General features: G+C 71.0%; 16 protein-coding genes and 1 pseudogene. 11 read left to right on the forward strand and 6 right to left on the reverse strand.

The annotated features are described in order from the left end of the window. Positions 1 to 74: 74 nt before the first annotated feature. The 3 genes from ACFYY2_RS19170 to ACFYY2_RS19180 are packed head-to-tail and all read right to left on the reverse strand — an operon-like array spanning position 75 to position 2,127. Positions 75 to 848, reverse strand: a complete 774-nt coding sequence (locus ACFYY2_RS19170; RefSeq protein ID WP_388744125.1) for an AIM24 family protein — start codon at positions 846 to 848, stop codon at positions 75 to 77. Next, positions 845 to 1,495 carry an AIM24 family protein gene (locus ACFYY2_RS19175; RefSeq protein ID WP_388744128.1) on the reverse strand — a complete coding sequence of 217 codons (651 nt, stop codon included), beginning with the start codon at positions 1,493 to 1,495 and terminating at the stop codon, positions 845 to 847. Before ACFYY2_RS19175 ends, ACFYY2_RS19170 begins: the two co-directional genes overlap by 4 nt. Next, positions 1,495 to 2,127 (reverse strand): AIM24 family protein, encoded by a 633-nt coding sequence (locus tag ACFYY2_RS19180; protein ID WP_388744340.1) that lies wholly within the window; start codon positions 2,125 to 2,127, stop codon positions 1,495 to 1,497. The genes ACFYY2_RS19175 and ACFYY2_RS19180 overlap by 1 nt, the downstream gene beginning before the upstream one ends. Before the next feature lie 219 nt (positions 2,128 to 2,346). Here ACFYY2_RS19180 and ACFYY2_RS19185 point away from each other — a divergent pair, with 219 nt between their 5' ends. The 3 genes from ACFYY2_RS19185 to ACFYY2_RS19195 all read left to right on the forward strand — a co-directional run bounded on the left by ACFYY2_RS19185 (position 2,347) and on the right by ACFYY2_RS19195 (position 4,473). Next, entirely contained in the window at positions 2,347 to 2,697 is a 351-nt protein-coding gene (locus tag ACFYY2_RS19185; RefSeq protein WP_384057990.1) for a DUF3817 domain-containing protein, read from the forward strand. After that, positions 2,694 to 2,987, forward strand: coding sequence for an MTH1187 family thiamine-binding protein (locus ACFYY2_RS19190; RefSeq protein ID WP_015578763.1), 294 nt, complete (start codon positions 2,694 to 2,696; stop codon positions 2,985 to 2,987). The genes ACFYY2_RS19185 and ACFYY2_RS19190 overlap by 4 nt, the downstream gene beginning before the upstream one ends. 172 nt (positions 2,988 to 3,159) lie before the next feature. Next, positions 3,160 to 4,473, forward strand: a complete 1,314-nt coding sequence (locus ACFYY2_RS19195) for a glycosyl transferase (protein ID WP_388744132.1) — start codon at positions 3,160 to 3,162, stop codon at positions 4,471 to 4,473. Positions 4,474 to 4,493: 20 nt separating this feature from the next. Here the strand turns inward: ACFYY2_RS19195 and ACFYY2_RS19200 are convergent, their stop codons facing one another. Continuing rightward, a complete protein-coding gene (locus tag ACFYY2_RS19200) occupies positions 4,494 to 5,480 on the reverse strand; it encodes a DUF5937 family protein (RefSeq protein ID WP_388744135.1) in 987 nt (328 codons plus the stop codon). Here ACFYY2_RS19200 and ACFYY2_RS19205 point away from each other — a divergent pair. From ACFYY2_RS19205 to ACFYY2_RS19220, 4 genes and pseudogenes are all read left to right on the forward strand, one after another. Next, positions 5,447 to 6,776 (forward strand): annotated as a pseudogene (locus ACFYY2_RS19205) (MFS transporter). The gene ACFYY2_RS19200 and the pseudogene ACFYY2_RS19205 overlap by 34 nt on opposite strands. Positions 6,777 to 6,785: 9 nt before the next feature. Next, positions 6,786 to 7,295 (forward strand): MarR family winged helix-turn-helix transcriptional regulator, encoded by a 510-nt coding sequence (locus ACFYY2_RS19210; protein ID WP_388744138.1) that lies wholly within the window; start codon positions 6,786 to 6,788, stop codon positions 7,293 to 7,295. A gap of 99 nt (positions 7,296 to 7,394) precedes the next feature. Next, on the forward strand, positions 7,395 to 7,727 hold the full coding sequence (locus ACFYY2_RS19215) for a DUF3817 domain-containing protein (RefSeq protein ID WP_388744141.1): 333 nt from the start codon (positions 7,395 to 7,397) through the stop codon (positions 7,725 to 7,727). A gap of 95 nt (positions 7,728 to 7,822) precedes the next feature. Beyond that, positions 7,823 to 9,523 (forward strand): methylmalonyl-CoA mutase, encoded by a 1,701-nt coding sequence (locus tag ACFYY2_RS19220; RefSeq protein ID WP_388744144.1) that lies wholly within the window; start codon positions 7,823 to 7,825, stop codon positions 9,521 to 9,523. Between the two features lie 7 nt (positions 9,524 to 9,530). Here ACFYY2_RS19220 and ACFYY2_RS19225 read toward each other — a convergent pair whose 3' ends face one another. Further along, positions 9,531 to 10,169 carry a TetR/AcrR family transcriptional regulator gene (locus tag ACFYY2_RS19225; protein ID WP_388744147.1) on the reverse strand — a complete coding sequence of 213 codons (639 nt, stop codon included), beginning with the start codon at positions 10,167 to 10,169 and terminating at the stop codon, positions 9,531 to 9,533. A gap of 315 nt (positions 10,170 to 10,484) precedes the next feature. Between ACFYY2_RS19225 and ACFYY2_RS19230 the strand changes: the two genes are divergently transcribed. From ACFYY2_RS19230 to ACFYY2_RS19245, 4 genes are all read left to right on the forward strand, one after another. Continuing rightward, entirely contained in the window at positions 10,485 to 11,462 is a 978-nt protein-coding gene (locus ACFYY2_RS19230) for a tetratricopeptide repeat protein (RefSeq protein ID WP_388744151.1), read from the forward strand. A 600-nt stretch (positions 11,463 to 12,062) separates the two neighbouring features. Next, the gene (locus ACFYY2_RS19235; RefSeq protein WP_388744154.1) at positions 12,063 to 12,704 is read left to right on the forward strand and encodes a DUF6230 family protein; all 642 of its coding nucleotides are present in this window, start codon (positions 12,063 to 12,065) and stop codon (positions 12,702 to 12,704) included. Between the two features lie 95 nt (positions 12,705 to 12,799). Then, positions 12,800 to 13,366 (forward strand): DUF6114 domain-containing protein, encoded by a 567-nt coding sequence (locus ACFYY2_RS19240; RefSeq protein ID WP_388744157.1) that lies wholly within the window; start codon positions 12,800 to 12,802, stop codon positions 13,364 to 13,366. Beyond that, the gene (locus tag ACFYY2_RS19245) at positions 13,356 to 14,627 is read left to right on the forward strand and encodes a hypothetical protein (RefSeq protein ID WP_388744160.1); all 1,272 of its coding nucleotides are present in this window, start codon (positions 13,356 to 13,358) and stop codon (positions 14,625 to 14,627) included. Before ACFYY2_RS19240 ends, ACFYY2_RS19245 begins: the two co-directional genes overlap by 11 nt. 94 nt (positions 14,628 to 14,721) lie before the next feature. On the opposite strand, the gene pyk is transcribed toward ACFYY2_RS19245, so the two are convergent. Further along, the gene (gene pyk, locus ACFYY2_RS19250) at positions 14,722 to 16,149 is read right to left on the reverse strand and encodes a pyruvate kinase (protein ID WP_388744162.1); all 1,428 of its coding nucleotides are present in this window, start codon (positions 16,147 to 16,149) and stop codon (positions 14,722 to 14,724) included. Positions 16,150 to 16,172: the final 23 nt, after the last annotated feature.

A 16,172-nucleotide genomic window follows, 5' to 3' on the forward strand; every position in this document is an offset into this window, starting at 1 on the left:
TTGAAAGCCGGACGAAGTCAGGGAGTGTGACACCTCGCACGCACTGCCGGGCGTCACACTCCGCAGACTATCGTTTACAGGCCGAAGCGACGCTGGAGGTCCCCCAGCTGACCGGGCATGCGGGGTGTGGAGCCGTGTTGACCCGCTCCGGGACCGCCGCCGGGCACACCCGGCTCGTGCGGGACCGCGCCGGTCGCCTGCTCGGGCATCAGCACCTCGGTCGACTGGAGCAGCACCGTGCCCGCCCCGACGAACTCGAACTGGTGCTCCTCGCCCGAGGTGCCGCCGATACCGGTGAGCGACCGCAGCCCGCCCATCACGCCCGTCATGTAGCCGTGGTCGTAGTGATGGCAGGGGGACGGGCAGTCCGCCCATCCCACCAGCGCCTGCGGGTCCACCCGCACCGGCGGCTCCATGAAGACCACCGGGCCGTTGGACGCCGCGACGAACTTCCCCGTCCCGATCAGGGTCAGGAAGCCCGGGACGATCGACTGCTTCAGCGCGAGCGTCGGCTGGTACGCCAGCAGGTTGCCCGACCTGATGGTCAGGTTGCCGTCGTCCAGGTCGTAGGAGTTCACGTCGAAGGCCCGGTCGGCGAGCAGCATCTTCCCGCTGCCCTCGGCCACGACCCAGTCACTGGCGTGCAGGGGGGAGTGGAAGCTCGTGCGGATCAGCCGCTCGAAGCGCCCGTGCCCGATCCCGTTGAAGTCGATGCGCCCGTAGTAGGCGATCATCTTGCCCTTCTGCAGGAACCACTGGCTCCCCTTGAGCTCCACGCAGAAGGTGTACGCGTTCACGTTGTCGTCCGACGGCAGCGTCGTCGGATCGAAGATCACCGGCGTGCTCACAGCTTCTCCTCCGACGCCTGGACGTACACCGCTCCGTTGCCGCTGAGCTCCAGCTGGAACGCCTCACCCGAACCGCGCCCCACCATGTCGCGCCAGCCGAGCGCCGTGGACAGCTTGTTGGTCACGCTCCCGTGGTGCGCGACGTACGCCTGCGGATCGACGTGGACCGGGCGGCCCTGGGTGATCGGCAGTTCGATCACACCGCCGTGCGCCATCACGGCGACGGCGCCGTGGCCCTTGAGTGTCGTGGTGAAGAGGCCCTGCCCCGTCACCTGGCCGCGCACCATCCCCATGACCCCGCCCTGCGAGCCCATGAACATGGTGCCCTGCTGAAGGGTGCCGTCGAAGGCGAGCAGCCGGTCGGCCTCCACGTACAGGGTGTCCCCGGCCAGGTTGATCACCTGGATGTGGTGGCCGCCGTGGCCGAACATCACCGTGCCGCTCCCCTCGACGGTCATCAGGGGGGTCGCCTCGTTGGCCACCCGCCGGCCGATCATCGACCCCAGGCCGCCCTGGCCCCCCTGGATGTTCGGGGTGAACGACACGTCGCCGCGGTACGCGAGCATCGCGCCGCGCTGGCTGTACATCTTCTGGCCGGGTGCCACCGTGGCCTCGACCATCTTCGAGTTGATCTCGCGGAACGGCATCAGACGTCGCCCCCCACGGTGTTGCGCTCACTGGGCTGGACGTACACGAGGCCCTCGCCCTCGAAGCGGATCTGGAAGGACTCCCCGGAGCCCTCGCCCATGAGCGTCCGGAAGTTCACGCCGGACTGGAAGTGCTGCTGGAGCCTGCCCTGATGGGCGATGTAGGCGCCGGGATCGACGTTCAGCGGGTACTGGGGGGTCACCCGCAGTACCACGGCCGAGCCGTCCGACATGATCGCGGCCTGGCCGGTCCCCTCGACGGTCGTGGTGAACAGGCCGTTGCCGCTCGCCCCGCCCCGGAGGCCGGTGAAGGTGGTGCCGGTGCGGAGCCCGGCGTCCGCGGCCAGCAGGTTGCTGGCCTCGACGTACAGCTTGTCGCCGTGCAGCGAGACGAGGTTGATCTCACTCGCGCGGTCCGCGAAATAGCAGGTCCCCTGCCCCTTCACCTCCATCATCTCCATCTGCTCGCCGGTGAGGCGGCGGGTCACCATGCCGCGGATGCCCTCACCGCCGCCGGACATCTTCTTGAAGTCCATCCGGCCGTCGTACGCGACCATCGAGCCGTTCTTCGCCTTGACGGCATCGCCTGTCAGGTCGACGGCCAGCGTCTTGCTGCCTTGGAGTCGGAACATCGCCACGATGAGACGGTAGCCGCAGGTGCGCCGCGCGGACAGGCCCCGGTGACCGATCCCACCCCGAATGCCCCCCGCGACGGCCCTGAAATGCACCGGTACGTGCTGCGGAGGCGGTACGGGGACCCCGCTCGGAGGGGGGCCGTGCCCGATGCCACAATGGCTGTGCTTGTGCGTGCGTTCACAAGCCGACACGCCCCTCCCACCGAAGGTGCCCTCGTGGACATCAAGACCGCTTCCGCCCTGCACCGGCTGCGCCTCATCTCGCTTCCCGAAGCACTCTCCTTCCCGGCGCTGCTCATCTTCGGCTCGCTGCTCATGCGGGTCTCGGACATCGACTTCCTGATGCCGCCCCTCGGGGCGCTGCACGGCATCCTGTTCACGATCTACGTGATCTTCCTCGTGGACGTCTGGGTCAAGGCCAAGTGGCCGCTCAAGCGCGTCGGCCTGTTCTTCCTCCTCGCGGTCGTGCCGTTCGGCGGGCTCTACGGCGAGAAGCTGCTCAAGAAGTACGAGGCCGACGGCGTGATCGCCGCCCGCGCCCGCGCCGAGGGCACGGTGAACGCATGATCGTCGCCTTCTCCGTGAGTCCCCTGGGTGTGGGCGAGGACGTCGGCGAGTACGTCGCCGACGCCGTGCGCGTCGTCCGCGAGTCCGGGCTGCCCAACCGCACGGACGCGATGTTCACCTCGATCGAGGGCGAGTGGGACGAGGTGATGGACGTGGTGAAGCGCGCCGTCGCGGCCGTCGAGGCCCGCGCGGGCCGCGTGTCGCTGGTGCTCAAGGCCGACATCCGGCCCGGTGTGACCGACGGCCTGACGTCCAAGGTCGAGACGGTGGAACGCCACCTCGCCGGCTGACGGACCCTCCGTACCGCTCTCCGCACACCCAGGAGCCCCCGGCCGCCCACAGGCGCCGGGGGCTCTTCCCCGTTCGGCGGAAAGAATCCGCCCGCCCGGTCCTGCCGGGTCGACACCTTCGCGTCTCTCCCCTTCTGTGGGGATACCGGCATATTCGACCGTTGGAGGCGCGATGCCGACGGAGGGTCACGACCACGACAAGCGCGGCCGTCCCGCGGGACGGACCGCCGGGCCGCCGACGGCGGAGCACCAGGACGCGCCCGCGGCCGGGCACGGAGGCACGGGAGGGCTGCTCACGGCGGCGTTCGCCCCCGCGCTCACCGGCCTGCTCGCCCTCGGCTCCGTCCTGCAGGCCCAGCGCCCCGCACTGCTCGGGGTGGTCTGCCCGCTCGTACTGGTCGCCGTGGTCAACGCGGTCCTGACGGTCCGGGCCGTCCGGGCCGCCCGGGAGCCGGTCCCCGCGACGCCCGAACCCGGCTACGCGGTCGCCTTCCTGGCCACGTACGCACCGGGGAGGGAACCCCTCTCCGCGGTGCGGGCGGTCCTGGAGGGCGCGGTGCGGCTGCGGCACCCCGGGCCGCTGGACGTGTGGCTGCTCGACGAGGGCGACGATCCCGAGGCCAGGATGCTCTGCGCCGAACTCGGCGTGCACCACTTCACCCGCCGCGGGGTGCCCGAGTGGAACCGGGCGCGGGGTCCGCACGAGGCGGGGGCGGAGCACGGCAACCACAACGCCTGGATCGCCAAGCACGGCGACGACTACGGCCTCCTGGCCTGCGCGGCCCCGGGTCACGTGCCGCACCCGGGCTTCCTGGAACGCACTACTGGCTGGTTCCGGGACGCCGACACCGCCTTCGTGGTGGGCCCGCAGGGCGAGGGGGCCGACGGCCCGGGGCCGGACCCCGTCCACCGGGCGCTGGTCCAGTGCGCGGGCAACCACCACGGGGCGCCCCTGCTTTCCGGCTCCGGCGTCGTCGTACGCGTCGAGGCGCTGCGCGGGGCGGGCGGGTTCCGGGCCCCGGCCACCGGCGACATCGCGGCCGGGCTGGAGATGCACCGCCGGCACAACCCCCTCACCGGACGCCACTGGCGTTCCGTCCACAGCGCGGACGAGCCGGCCGCCCGAGAGGTGTCGGGGGCGCGCCGGGACCCGTCGCCCGGGCTCCGCAGAACACTGCTGCCGCTGTACGGGAAGGCGCTGTTCCGGGTGCCCGCCGGCCGGCTCCTGGGCTACACCCTGCTCCTCCTCCACCGCCCCGTGACGGTCGTCGGCTGGGCGCTCTGCGCGCTGACCTGGCTACTCTTCCCGGCGACGGCCTGGGCCGCGCTCACCCTGCCCGCCGCCCTGGCGCCGACCGCCGTGAGCTCCCTCGCGCGACTGCGGGAGCGCCGCCGCCAGGAGGCCCGCGGCCGTGAGGCGCTGCCCCTCACGGAGGCCGAGCGCGCCCCCGCCGCCGCCGCGGGCACTCCCGCGCCGGGCGGCTGACCCGGCGGCGCCGGGCGGACTCAGGCCTCCTGGCCGGCCAGCGCGATGCCGAGCGGCGTGCGCTCGTACAGCACCTGGTGACCGTAGCGCCGTGAGGTGAGCAGACCCGCCGCGCGCAGCACCGACAGGTGCGCCGAGACGGAGGAGGGAGCGAGGGCCAGCCGGTGCGCGAGGGCGCTGGTACCGGCGGGTTCGTCGAGCGCGCACAGCACGTCCGCGCGTGCCCGGCCCAGCAGACGGGCGAGCGCGTCGGGCGTCCGGTCGCCCGCCGGGGTCCACAGACCGCCGATACCCCGCGCGGGGTAGATCACGGCCGGCTGCCAGGGCGGTTCGTGGCCGCCGACCACGTCGGGCCAGACGAAGGCGCTGGGCATCAGGACGAGCCCCTGGCCGCCGAGCACCCGGGTGTGGTTCCCCCTGGTGCCGGCCACCGTCAGCGTCGAGTCCGTCCATCGCAGCCGCGGGCTGATCTCACCGAGCAGGCGCTCGAAGCCGACCTCGGCGAGACGGCGCGAGTGGTAGGCGATGTCCGCCTCCAGCAGGGAGCGCAGCCGGGGCCAGTGCGGCTCGACCATGACCCGCCAGGCCCGCTCCAGCAGGTCGGCGAGCTCCCGTACCGCCCGCACCGGGTCGGCGAGCATCCGCTCACCGGCGGGGCGGTCGGGCCGCCCTGCCAGGGCCAGTGCGATGTCCTCGCGGGCGACCAGCGGATCGGTGCCGCGCACCCCGTCGATCTCCTCCTCGAAGGTGGTCGTGGGGCCGACGGGCGGCGGGCAGATGAAGTCGGGGTTGTGGCCGCCGTCCGGCATGAGCAGCCACAGCGGGGTGAAGTCGAGGGCTGCCGCGTCCTCGCGGATGCGGCGCAGCCAGGGCAGGTGGTGGCCGTGCGCCCCCGGACGGGCCAGCAGTCGTACGGCCGCCTGGGTCTCCCACAGCGGCGAGAGGGCGAAGCGGCAGCGCAGCAGGTCGTGCCATGCCGAGCGACACCACCACCCCGGCGGGCACACCCCGCGACGAGTCCACCGCCGACACCCCGTCCACCGGTCCCGCACCGCCCCCGCGGTCCGCGAACTACCGCGCCGTGTTCGCCGTACGGGAGTTCCGGGCGGTGTTCGCCGCCCATCTGCTCTCCCTCCTCGGTGTCGTCGTCAGCGAGCTCGCGCTCACCGTGCTCGTCTACGACCTCACCGGCTCGCCGCTGCTGTCCGCCCTCACCTTCGCGCTCGGTTTCCTGCCGTACATCGTGGGCGGAACCCTCCTCGCCGGCGTCGCGGACCGCTACCCCGCCCGGCGGGTGCTCGTCACCTGCGACCTGATCTGCGCCGGATGCGTCGCCGTCATGGTGCTCCCGGGGACCTCCGTCGGCCTGCTCCTCGCGCTGCGCTGCCTGGTCGCCGCCGTGGCGCCCGTCTTCACGGGGACCCGCACGGCCGCCCTCCCGGACATCCTCGGCGACGGCCCGCTCTACGTCCTCGGCCGGTCACTGCTGCGCCTGGTCTCGCAGAGTGCCCTGCTCATCGGCTTTGGCGCGGGCGGGGTCCTGCTCGCCGCGCTGTCCCCGCGCGGGGCGATCACCGTCACCGTGGTCACGTTCCTGTGCTCAGCGGCCCTGCTGCGCCTGGGCACCGAGGCCAGGCCCGCCCGCTCGGGAGGGGACGTGGGCGGCACGCTGCTGAAGGAGTCGCTCGCCGGGGCGCGCGCCGTCCTCGGCGACCGCGGGGTCAGGGGGCTGCTGCTCCTGTTCTGGGTGCCCGCGTTCTTCGTGGTGGCCCCGGAGGCGCTCGCGGCCCCGTACGCGGACGCGATCGGCGCGGGACCGGCGGCGCTCGGGCTGATGATGTGCGCGATGGCCGTCGGCCACATCGGTGCGGAGATCTTCGCGGGTACAGCCCTCGGGCCCCGTGCCCGCTCCAGGATCGTGCTGCCGGTCGCCGTCCTGGGCCTGCTGCCCCTCGTGCTGTACGCGTTCCGCCCGGGGACGGCCGGGGCCGTCGTGGTCCTCGTCCTGGCGGGCACGGGGGCCGCGTACGTCATCGGGCTCGACCAGTGGTTCGTCCAGGCGGTCCCCGAACACCTCAGGGGCCGGGCGATGACCCTGCTCACCGCGGGCCTGATGACGGTCCAGGGGCTCGGCATGGCCCTGGCGGGACTGGCGGCGGAGTTCTTCCCGGTCCACCAGGTGGTGGCCGCCTCGGGGGCCGTGGGCGCCGTGACGACGCTGCTGCTCGCCGTGGAGGTCCGTAGAACACGCGTCCGGTACCGAAGTGCGAGACGGGCATGACCGCCATGTGACCAGTGGGTAAGGTCGTGCCGTGCCGAAGCCGCTCAGCCTCCCTTTCGACCCCATCGCCCGTGCAGAGGAACTCTGGCACCGGCGCTGGGGGCCGGTGCCCTCGATGGGCGCGATCACCTCGATCATGCGGGCGCAGCAGATTCTGCTGGCCGAGGTGGACGCGGTGGTCAAGCCGTACGGCCTGACCTTCGCCCGCTACGAGGCGCTGGTCCTGCTCACCTTCTCCCAGGCCGGTGAGCTGCCGATGTCCAAGATCGGTGAGCGTCTGATGGTGCACCCGACCTCCGTGACGAACACCGTCGACCGGCTGGTGCGGTCGGGCCTCGTCGCCAAGCGCCCCAACCCCAACGACGGGCGCGGAACCCTCGCCTCCATCACGGACAAAGGCCGTGAGGTCGTCGAGGCGGCCAGTGCGGACCTGATGGCGATGGACTTCGGGCTCGGGGCGTACGACGCGGAGGAGTGCGCCGAGATCTTCGCGATGCTGCGCCCGCTGCGGGTGGCGGCCCGGGACTTCGAGGACAAGTGACCGCACCACGCCGGGCGGGCGGGCGTGCGGTGCGAGGTGCGAGGTGCGGGGCGCGGGGTGCCGCAAGATCGCCCCGGCCGCCCGGATACGCTCGATGCCATGAAACGCAGTGTGCTGACCCGCTACCGGGTGATGGCCTACGTCACCGCCGTCATGCTGTTGATCCTGTGCGTCTGCATGATCTTCAAGTACGGCTTCGACACCGGTGAGGGTCTGACGCTCGTCGTCTCGCAGATCCACGGTGTCCTCTACATCATCTACCTGGTCTTCGCCTTCGACCTCGGTTCCAAGGCGAAGTGGCCCGTCGGCAAACTGCTCTGGGTGCTGATCTCGGGCACGATCCCGACCGCCGCGTTCTTCGTCGAGCGCAAGGTGGTCCAGGAGGTGGAGCCGCTGATCGCCGACGGCTCCCCGCAGACCGTCAAGGCCTGATCCGCACCGCGAAACCGCACCGCGAAACCGCCCCGCGCGAAGCGCCGGGCGGTTTGCCATCGACATTTACTAGGACGTCCTAGTAAATTCGTACCATGGACGCTCACGCGATCGAGGAAGGCCGCCGACGCTGGCAGGCCCGTTTTGACAAGGCCCGCACACGCGACGCGGACTTCAGCACGCTCTCCGGCGACCCGGTGGAGCCCGTGTACGGGCCCCGCCCCGGCGACGCGTACGAAGGATTCGAACGGATCGGCTGGCCCGGCGAGTACCCCTTCACCCGGGGACTCCACCCCACGGGATACCGGGGCCGCACCTGGACCATCCGCCAGTTCGCCGGCTTCGGGAACGCCCAGCAGACCAATGAGCGCTACAAGACCATCCTGGCCAACGGCGGCGGCGGACTCAGCGTCGCCTTCGACATGCCGACCCTGATGGGACGCGACTCCGACGACGCCCGCGCACTGGGCGAGGTCGGCCACTGCGGTGTCGCCATCGACTCCGCCGCCGACATGGAGGTCCTCTTCCGGGACATCCCGCTCGGCGACGTCACCACCTCGATGACGATCAGCGGGCCCGCCGTCCCCGTCTTCTGCATGTACCTGGTCGCCGCCGAACGCCAGGGCATCGACCCGGCCGTGCTCAACGGCACGCTCCAGACGGACATCTTCAAGGAGTACATCGCGCAGAAGGAGTGGCTCTTCCAGCCCGAGCCGCACCTCCGCCTCATCGGCGACCTGATGGAGCACTGCGCCCGCGACATCCCCGCCTACAAGCCGCTCTCGGTGTCCGGCTACCACATCCGCGAAGCGGGGGCCACGGCCGCACAGGAGCTCGCGTACACCCTCGCCGACGGCTTCGGCTACGTCGAGCTGGGTCTCTCCCGCGGCCTCGACGTCGACACCTTCGCCCCCGGCCTGTCCTTCTTCTTCGACGCGCACCTCGACTTCTTCGAGGAGATCGCCAAGTTCCGCGCGGCCCGCCGGATCTGGGCGCGCTGGATGAAGGAGACGTACGGCGCGAAGACCGACAAGGCGCAGTGGCTCCGCTTCCACACGCAGACCGCCGGAGTCTCGCTCACGGCCCAGCAGCCGTACAACAACGTGGTGCGTACCGCGGTGGAGGCGCTCTCCGCGGTCCTCGGCGGAACCAACTCGCTGCACACCAACGCCCTGGACGAGACCCTCGCCCTCCCGTCCGAGCAGGCCGCCGAGATCGCGCTGCGCACCCAGCAGGTGCTCATGGAGGAGACCGGCGTCGCCAACGTCGCCGACCCGCTGGGCGGCTCGTGGTACGTCGAGCAGCTCACCGACCGGATCGAGGCCGACGCCGAGAAGATCTTCGAGCAGATCAGGGAGCGCGGCACCCGGGCCCACCCGGACGGCAAGCACCCCATCGGGCCCATGACCTCGGGCATCCTGCGGGGCATCGAGGACGGCTGGTTCACCGGCGAGATCGCCGAGTCGGCCTTCCGCTACCAGCAGTCCCTGGAGAAGGGCGAGAAGCGCGTCGTCGGCGTCAACGTCCACCACGGGTCCGTCACGGGAGACCTGGAGATCCTGCGGGTCAGCCACGAGGTGGAGCGCGACCAGGTGAGCGAACTCGCCACGCGCAAGCAGAGCCGCGACGACGCCCGGGTCCGCAGGGCACTGGACGCGATGCTGGCCTCCGCGCGGGACGGTTCGAACATGATCGCGCCGATGCTGGAGGCCGTACGGGCGGAGGCGACGCTGGGCGAGATCTGCGGCGTGCTGCGTGACGAGTGGGGCGTCTACACCGAGCCGCCCGGCTTCTGACCTCGCGTCAGTCCTCCCGCGAGGCCGCCGCCGCTCCCAGTCCCGAGAGCAGCAGCAGGGTGAAGCGCCGGGCCCAGTCGGCATCGACGGGCTCGGCGCTCACCAGCGCGCGGTGCACCACCGCGCCGGCGATGACGTCGAAGATCAGGTCGGCGGTCCGGGCCGCGAGCTCCGGGTCGGACTCCAGGGGCAGTTCCCCGCGCTCCTCCGCCCGCTCGCGCCCCTGCAGGACCAGTCGCTTCTGCCGGGCCACGATCGAGTTCCGTATACGGTCCCGCAGGGCCTCGTCGCGTGTGGACTCCGCGACGACCGCCATCAGCGCCGTCCTGGTCTCGGGCCGCTCCAGCAGGGCGGCGAACTGCAGCACCACCGCCTGCACATCGGCCGACAGACTGCCGAGGTCGGGCAGCTCCAGTTCGTCGAAGAGCACGGCGACCGCGTCCACGACCAGTTCGTTCTTGCCCGCCCAACGGCGGTAGAGGGTCGTCTTGGCGACCCCCGCCCGCGACGCCACGTCCCCCATGGTCAGCTTCGACCAGCCGAGATCGACCAGTGACTCGCGGGTCGCCTCCAGGATCGCGGCGTCGGCCTCGGCGCTGCGGGGACGTCCGGATCGGGCGGGTTCGGTCGGGCTGCGGCTCAGCATGCGGCGACCATACCGGCCGGTAAGTAGCGCTGACCGGCCCCGGAGCCCGTGAGACAGATCACCGTGCGCTCTTGCCCCGGAGGGGGGCCGGGCAGTTACGCTACGGGTCGTAGCGTAAGAAGCGACGGTCCGCCGTCGTCACGCAACGACCGATCGACAGCCACAGGCACCAGGTGGGGACCCGGTGCCGACCAGGGGGTTTCAGGGCCTCGGGGCCGCTTTCGACCACACGCCGCGCACTCCGGTGCGGCTGTGGGCGGGGGCGGCTCGCGGATCGCTTTTCGCGGCAGCGCGCACAGGGGGGAGGATGTACGTATGCAGCCTAGGAACATGTCCATGAGCGGCGTCGTCGACCTCGCCGCTGTGAAGGCGGCCGGCGAGGCCAAGGCGAAGGCGGAGCACGCCCGCGCCGAGTCCGCCCGGCAGGGTGGGACCGGCGCCGTGTCCCCCGCCTCCCTGGTGATCGACGTCGACGAGGCCGGCTTCGAGACCGACGTCCTCCAGCGCTCCACCGAAGTCCCGGTCGTCATCGACTTCTGGGCCGAGTGGTGCGAACCCTGCAAGCAGCTCGGCCCGCTCCTGGAGCGTCTCGCCGTCGAGTACAACGGCCGCTTCCTGCTGGCCAAGGTCGACGTCGACGCCAACCAGATGCTCATGCAGCAGTTCGGCATCCAGGGCATCCCGGCGGTCTTCGCCGTGGTGGCCGGGCAGGCGCTGCCGCTCTTCCAGGGCGCGGCGCCGGAGAGCCAGATCCGCCAGACGCTCGACCAGCTGATCCAGGTGGGCGAGGAGCGGTTCGGTCTCACCGGGATCGTCGTCGACGCGGAGGCCGGGGCCGGTGGTGCGGAGGCCGCCCCCGCCGAGGTGCCCGCGGGGCCGTACGACGCGTTGCTGGAGACCGCCGCGCAGGCGCTGGACGCCAATGACTTCGACGGCGCGGTCCAGGCGTACCGGAGCGTCCTGGCCGACGACCCGCTGAACACCGAGGCGAAGCTGGGCCTGGCCCAGGCCGATCTGCTGGGCCGCGTGGGGGGCATGGACCCGCAGCAGGTCCGCAAGGCGGCCGCCGACGACCCGGCCGATCCGGCGGCGCAGATGGACGCCGCCGACCTGGACCTCGTCGGCGGTCACGTCGAGGACGCCTTCGGGCGGCTCGTCGAGACGGTCCGCCGTAATTTCGGTGACGACCGCGACGCGGTGCGGGTGCGGCTCCTGGAGCTCTTCGAGGTGATCGGCCCGGACGACCCGCGTGTCGTGGCCGCCCGGACCGCCCTCGCGCGCGTCTTGTTCTGATGTGACAACACGGCCGTGGAGCCCTCCCGGGCACCACGGCCGTTTTCGCGGGCGAACGACAACGAATGCCCCTGCTTTACCAAAACTTGATAAAAGTACTCACTGTTACTGGCAGTAAATCGCCTCCCGGGGTCTGTCCGGTTGAGGGTCGAATTACCCCCATTCGCGCGCCCCTCCGGGGCCACCCTGTGTGGCCGGGCGGTATCGCCCTGTCGTCCCCTGGTTATCGGGCCGTTACTAGCGAGTAACGACCCCCCTTGTGTCATGGCCGCGAATGCACCACGATCGGCCACGCTCGGTCCAATACCCGCCGGCCCGACGTCCAGTCGAGCGGGCGGATCCGTTGGGTCCCCACCGGGTGGTCGGCGGCAGTGGCGCCGATCGCGGACAGGGGGGTTCCTGCCCCTGGGCAGGGCCTGTCCGAACCGGCCGTGCAGACGCGCGGTCAGTGGTTGTCGCTCGGGGGTGATCGCCGGTGATTCGGATGCGGTACGCGCCTCCGGTCCGGGCGCTCTCCTTCCCGAGGACGTAGCACTTCTCCCATCCCAGGGCGGGCACGATGCCCGACCGGAGATGTACGTCCGAGAAGGAGGAAATTTTATGAGTTCGCAGGTTCGCGGTGGTACCAGATGGAAGCGTTTCGCTCTGGTCATGGTCCCGAGCGTCGTCGCGACCGCCGCCGTCGGCGTCGGCCTGGCGCAGGGTGCGCTCGCCGCGTCGTTCAGCGTCTCCGGCCAGAGCTTCAAGGTCAGCACCGACAAGCTCGTCGGTAAGGACTTCGTCCAGTACGGCAGCGTCGCTGTCGGCAAGGACCTCAAGGGCAACGACGCTGCACACCCGGTCGCCGTCTCCGGCTTCAGCAGCGCCACGATCACCAACATGTGCCAGTCGGTGGTCACGCCCGACCTGCCCTTCGGTCTCGGCAGCGTCAGCCTCGAGCTGAACGCGGGCACCGACCCGAAGAAGCCCGTCGAGGCGACGAACCTCTACCTCGACGTGGCCCAGCTCGACGCGGACGCGTACTTCGAGAAGATCGACATCGGCGTCGCCGCCGGTTCGGTCGGCAAGCCCGGTATCCAGCCCGGCACCGAGAAGGCCGTCAACCCCAACGGCTTCGCGCAGCGCGCCGAGACGGCCACGCTGACCAACGTGGAGCAGACGGCGTGGGCGACCACCGCCGGCACCTTCAAGCTGAGCAACCTCAGCCTGAAGCTGCACAAGGGCGTCAAGGAGTGCTTCTAAGCGCTCGCCCGGGTGGCCGGAGTGCTCCGTGAGGACCTCCGGCCGCCCACCCCTTCTCTTCTCACAGCAGTACCGGTTCCAGGGAGCTGTTTTCCATGAGCCCCGAGTCCACAGGGCAGAACGAGCACTACCTCACCGTCTTCTGGCGGGGATTCCGCACCTGGCGGGGTAACCGGCCTTTCTGGGCGGGCCTGTTCACCATCCTGGGTGGTCTACCCATCGCGTACTTCCCGTACGCCAACATGCACCTCGGCAACATGACGATCGCGATGTCGACCACCGCGGGCGCGGGATCGCTGATCATCGGGGTCCTGCTCGTCACGCTCGGCCTCACCATGTGGTTCCACCACATCGTGCGGGTGTTCGCGGGTGTCGCGGCGATCCTGCTCGCACTGATCTCCATACCCGTCGCCAACATCGGCGGCTTCATCGTCGGCTTCGTCTTCGCGCTGCTCGGCGGAGCCCTCTCCATCGCCTGGGTCCCCGGCGAGGCGATGGCCCCGGCGCCGGCAGGCGCTCCGGAGCAGTGGACGCGGCAGGACGACGACGCCCGGGCGCCGGAGTACGGCCAGGAGTTCCACGGCGCGGCCCCGGTCCCGCCGCAGCCCGCGCAGTTCGACGGGACGGTCGACGCGGACGGCGGGAGGCACCGTGCGGGGTGACGACACGCAGACGAACGGCTCCGGGCAGGACGCGTTCCCGGAGCGAAGAGGACCCCGGCACGCGGCCCCCAGGAAATCGCTGCTGACGAAGCTCCACATGCCCGCGGGCAAGAAGGCGTTCGCGCTCGCCGCGATGCCGACCGCGGTCTTCGTGGGCATGGGCCTCACCCCCAGGCTGGCGATGGCCGACGACAGCACGGACATCCCCTTCGCGCCCGGCCCCTGCGTGACCCGCTCCGACGAGCCTGCCGAGTCGCAGGAGCCCGAGGCCAAGCCGACCCCGAGCGCCACCCCCTCCGACGACGCCGGCAAGGACGACGAGGCGGGCAAGGACGACGGAGCGGGCGGGGACGGCGGCAAGGACGAGACGGCCGAGCCGAAGCCCTCGGCGAGCGCGTCCGGCACGCCCTCCGCGGCCGAGGGCGAGGACGACGCGACCGCGACCCCCGCGCCCACCGAGTCGAAGAACCCGCTCGACCCGCTGGGCGTCGGCGACGCGCTCAAGGACCTCCTCGACGGACCGGACAAGGAGACGGCCGAGCCGTCCCCCGGCGCCACCACGGAGACCCCGGAGCCGTCGGAGAGCACCACGCCCGCCAAGCCGGCGGAGAAGGTCACGGACGCGGCGAAGGACACGGTCGACAAGACCACCGACGCCATCCGTGAGGCCGCCGACAAGGCCGGCAAGGACGTCGAGGAACTCGACGAGGACGTCAAGGGCCTCGACCCGGTGAAGGACGAGGACATCCCGGACGGCGCCAAGGAGCGCTTCCCCTGCCCGACCGCCGACCCGGAGGCGCTCGCCGCGGCCGACCTGGAGCAGGGCATCCCGCTGCTCCCGGACGACCCGTGGACCCTGGAGACCTCGAAGCTCACGCTCACCGGTCTCGACTACCACGGCATCGTCGAGGTGAAGACGTACGGCGGCAAGGTCAAGAAGGTCCTCAAGTTCACCGCCGACACCATCGACATCAGGGACCTCCACCAGCTGACGAAGGGCCCGGCGGGCACGACCGGCCACGTCAAGGCGGAGGAGGGCTCGACGTCCACCATCCGCAACGGCACGGTGACGATGTACACGGAGAAGCTGAAGGGCAACCTCTTCGGCATCATCCCCATCACCTTCAGCCCGGAGAGCCCGCCGCCGCTGAACGTACCGTTCGCCTTCTTCACCGACGCCGAGGTGACCCAGGCCGGCCAGTTCGGCGGCTCGCTCAAGGTCCCCGGGCTGCAGAACTACTTCACCGGCGGCAACGGCTAGCCGGTGGTCCGGACCCGTCCGGGAGCCGCACAGCACTGTGGCCCGCCCCCGTTCTCACGGGGCGCGGGCCACAGTCGTGTGCGGGGGCGGGACGTCAGACGCCCTCGCCGCCCAGGTGGTGCACCCGGACCATGTTGGTGGTGCCGGGGACGCCGGGGGGCGAGCCGGCCGTGATGACCATCGTGTCGCCCTGGCTGTAGCGGTTCAGCTTCAGCAGCTCGGCGTCCACCAGGTCGACCATGGCGTCCGTGTTGTCCACGTGCGGCACGACGTAGGAATCGATGCCCCAGCTCAGCGCGAGCTGGTTGCGGGTCGACTCCTCCGTGGTGAAGGCCAGGATCGGCTGGGCGGTGCGGTAGCGGGAGAGACGACGGGCCGTGTCACCGGACTTGGTGAAGGCGACCAGGGCCTTGCCGTCGAGGAAGTCCGCGATCTCGCAGGCCGCACGCGCCACCGAACCGCCCTGGGTACGGGGCTTCTTGCCCGGTACCAGCGGCTGGAGGCCCTTGCCGAGAAGCTCCTCCTCGGCGGCGACGACGATCTTCGACATCGTCTTGACGGTCTCGATCGGGTACGCGCCGACGGAGGACTCCGCGGACAGCATGACCGCGTCCGCGCCGTCCAGGATCGCGTTGGCGACGTCGGAGGCCTCGGCGCGGGTCGGCCGCGAGTTGGTGATCATCGACTCCATCATCTGGGTCGCCACGATCACCGGCTTGGCGTTGCGGCGGCACAGCTCGATGAGCCGCTTCTGCACCATCGGGACCTTCTCGAGCGGGTACTCGACGGCCAGGTCGCCACGCGCGACCATGACGCCGTCGAAGGCCGCGACGATGCCCTCCATGTGCTCGACGGCCTGCGGCTTCTCGACCTTGGCGATGACGGGGACCCGGCGGCCCTCCTCGTCCATCACCTTGTGCACGTCCTTGACGTCCTCGGCGTCCCGCACGAAGGACAGGGCGACCAGGTCGCAGCCCATCCGCAGGGCGAACCGGAGGTCCTCGACGTCCTTGTCGGACAGCGCGGGGACGTTGACGGCCGCCCCGGGCAGGTTGATGCCCTTGTGGTCGGAGACGACACCGCCCTCGATCACGATGGTGGTGACCCTCGGGCCGTCCACCGAGACGACCTTCAGCTCGACGTTGCCGTCGTTGATCAGGATCGGGTCGCCCTTGGCGACGTCACCGGGCAGCCCCTTGTAGGTGGTGCCGCACACCGACTTGTCGCCGGGGACGTCCTCCGAGGTGATGACGAACTCGTCCCCCCGGACCAGCTCGACCGGGCCCTCGGCGAACTTCGCGAGGCGGATCTTCGGCCCCTGGAGGTCGGCGAGCACGCCGACCGCGCGGCCGGTCTCGGCGGCGGCCTTGCGGACCCTGTCGTAACGGCCTTGGTGCTCCTCGTGGGTACCGTGACTGAAGTTGAAACGGGCCACGCTCATGCCGGCCTCGATCAGAGCGACGAGCTGCTCATGGGAGTCGACGGCGGGACCGAGGGTGCAGACGATTTTGGAACGGCGCATGAGGCGGATCCTATCGGTTTGTT

The sequence above is a fragment of the Streptomyces sp. NPDC001822 genome (genome assembly GCF_042892135.1).
Lineage (GTDB): Bacteria > Actinomycetota > Actinomycetes > Streptomycetales > Streptomycetaceae > Streptomyces.

Coding starts and splice junctions, on each gene's coding strand:
- pyk (WP_388744162.1), bottom strand. CDS start 16,149: ATGCGCCGTTCCAAAATCGTCTGCACCCTCGGTCCCGCCGTCGACTCC.
- ACFYY2_RS19190 (WP_015578763.1), top strand. CDS start 2,694: ATGATCGTCGCCTTCTCCGTGAGTCCCCTGGGTGTGGGCGAGGACGTC.
- ACFYY2_RS19235 (WP_388744154.1), top strand. CDS start 12,063: ATGAGTTCGCAGGTTCGCGGTGGTACCAGATGGAAGCGTTTCGCTCTG.
- ACFYY2_RS19175 (WP_388744128.1), bottom strand. CDS start 1,495: ATGCCGTTCCGCGAGATCAACTCGAAGATGGTCGAGGCCACGGTGGCA.
- ACFYY2_RS19230 (WP_388744151.1), top strand. CDS start 10,485: ATGCAGCCTAGGAACATGTCCATGAGCGGCGTCGTCGACCTCGCCGCT.
- ACFYY2_RS19180 (WP_388744340.1), bottom strand. CDS start 2,127: ATGTTCCGACTCCAAGGCAGCAAGACGCTGGCCGTCGACCTGACAGGC.
- ACFYY2_RS19215 (WP_388744141.1), top strand. CDS start 7,395: ATGAAACGCAGTGTGCTGACCCGCTACCGGGTGATGGCCTACGTCACC.
- ACFYY2_RS19225 (WP_388744147.1), bottom strand. CDS start 10,169: ATGCTGAGCCGCAGCCCGACCGAACCCGCCCGATCCGGACGTCCCCGC.
- ACFYY2_RS19195 (WP_388744132.1), top strand. CDS start 3,160: ATGCCGACGGAGGGTCACGACCACGACAAGCGCGGCCGTCCCGCGGGA.
- ACFYY2_RS19240 (WP_388744157.1), top strand. CDS start 12,800: ATGAGCCCCGAGTCCACAGGGCAGAACGAGCACTACCTCACCGTCTTC.
- ACFYY2_RS19220 (WP_388744144.1), top strand. CDS start 7,823: ATGGACGCTCACGCGATCGAGGAAGGCCGCCGACGCTGGCAGGCCCGT.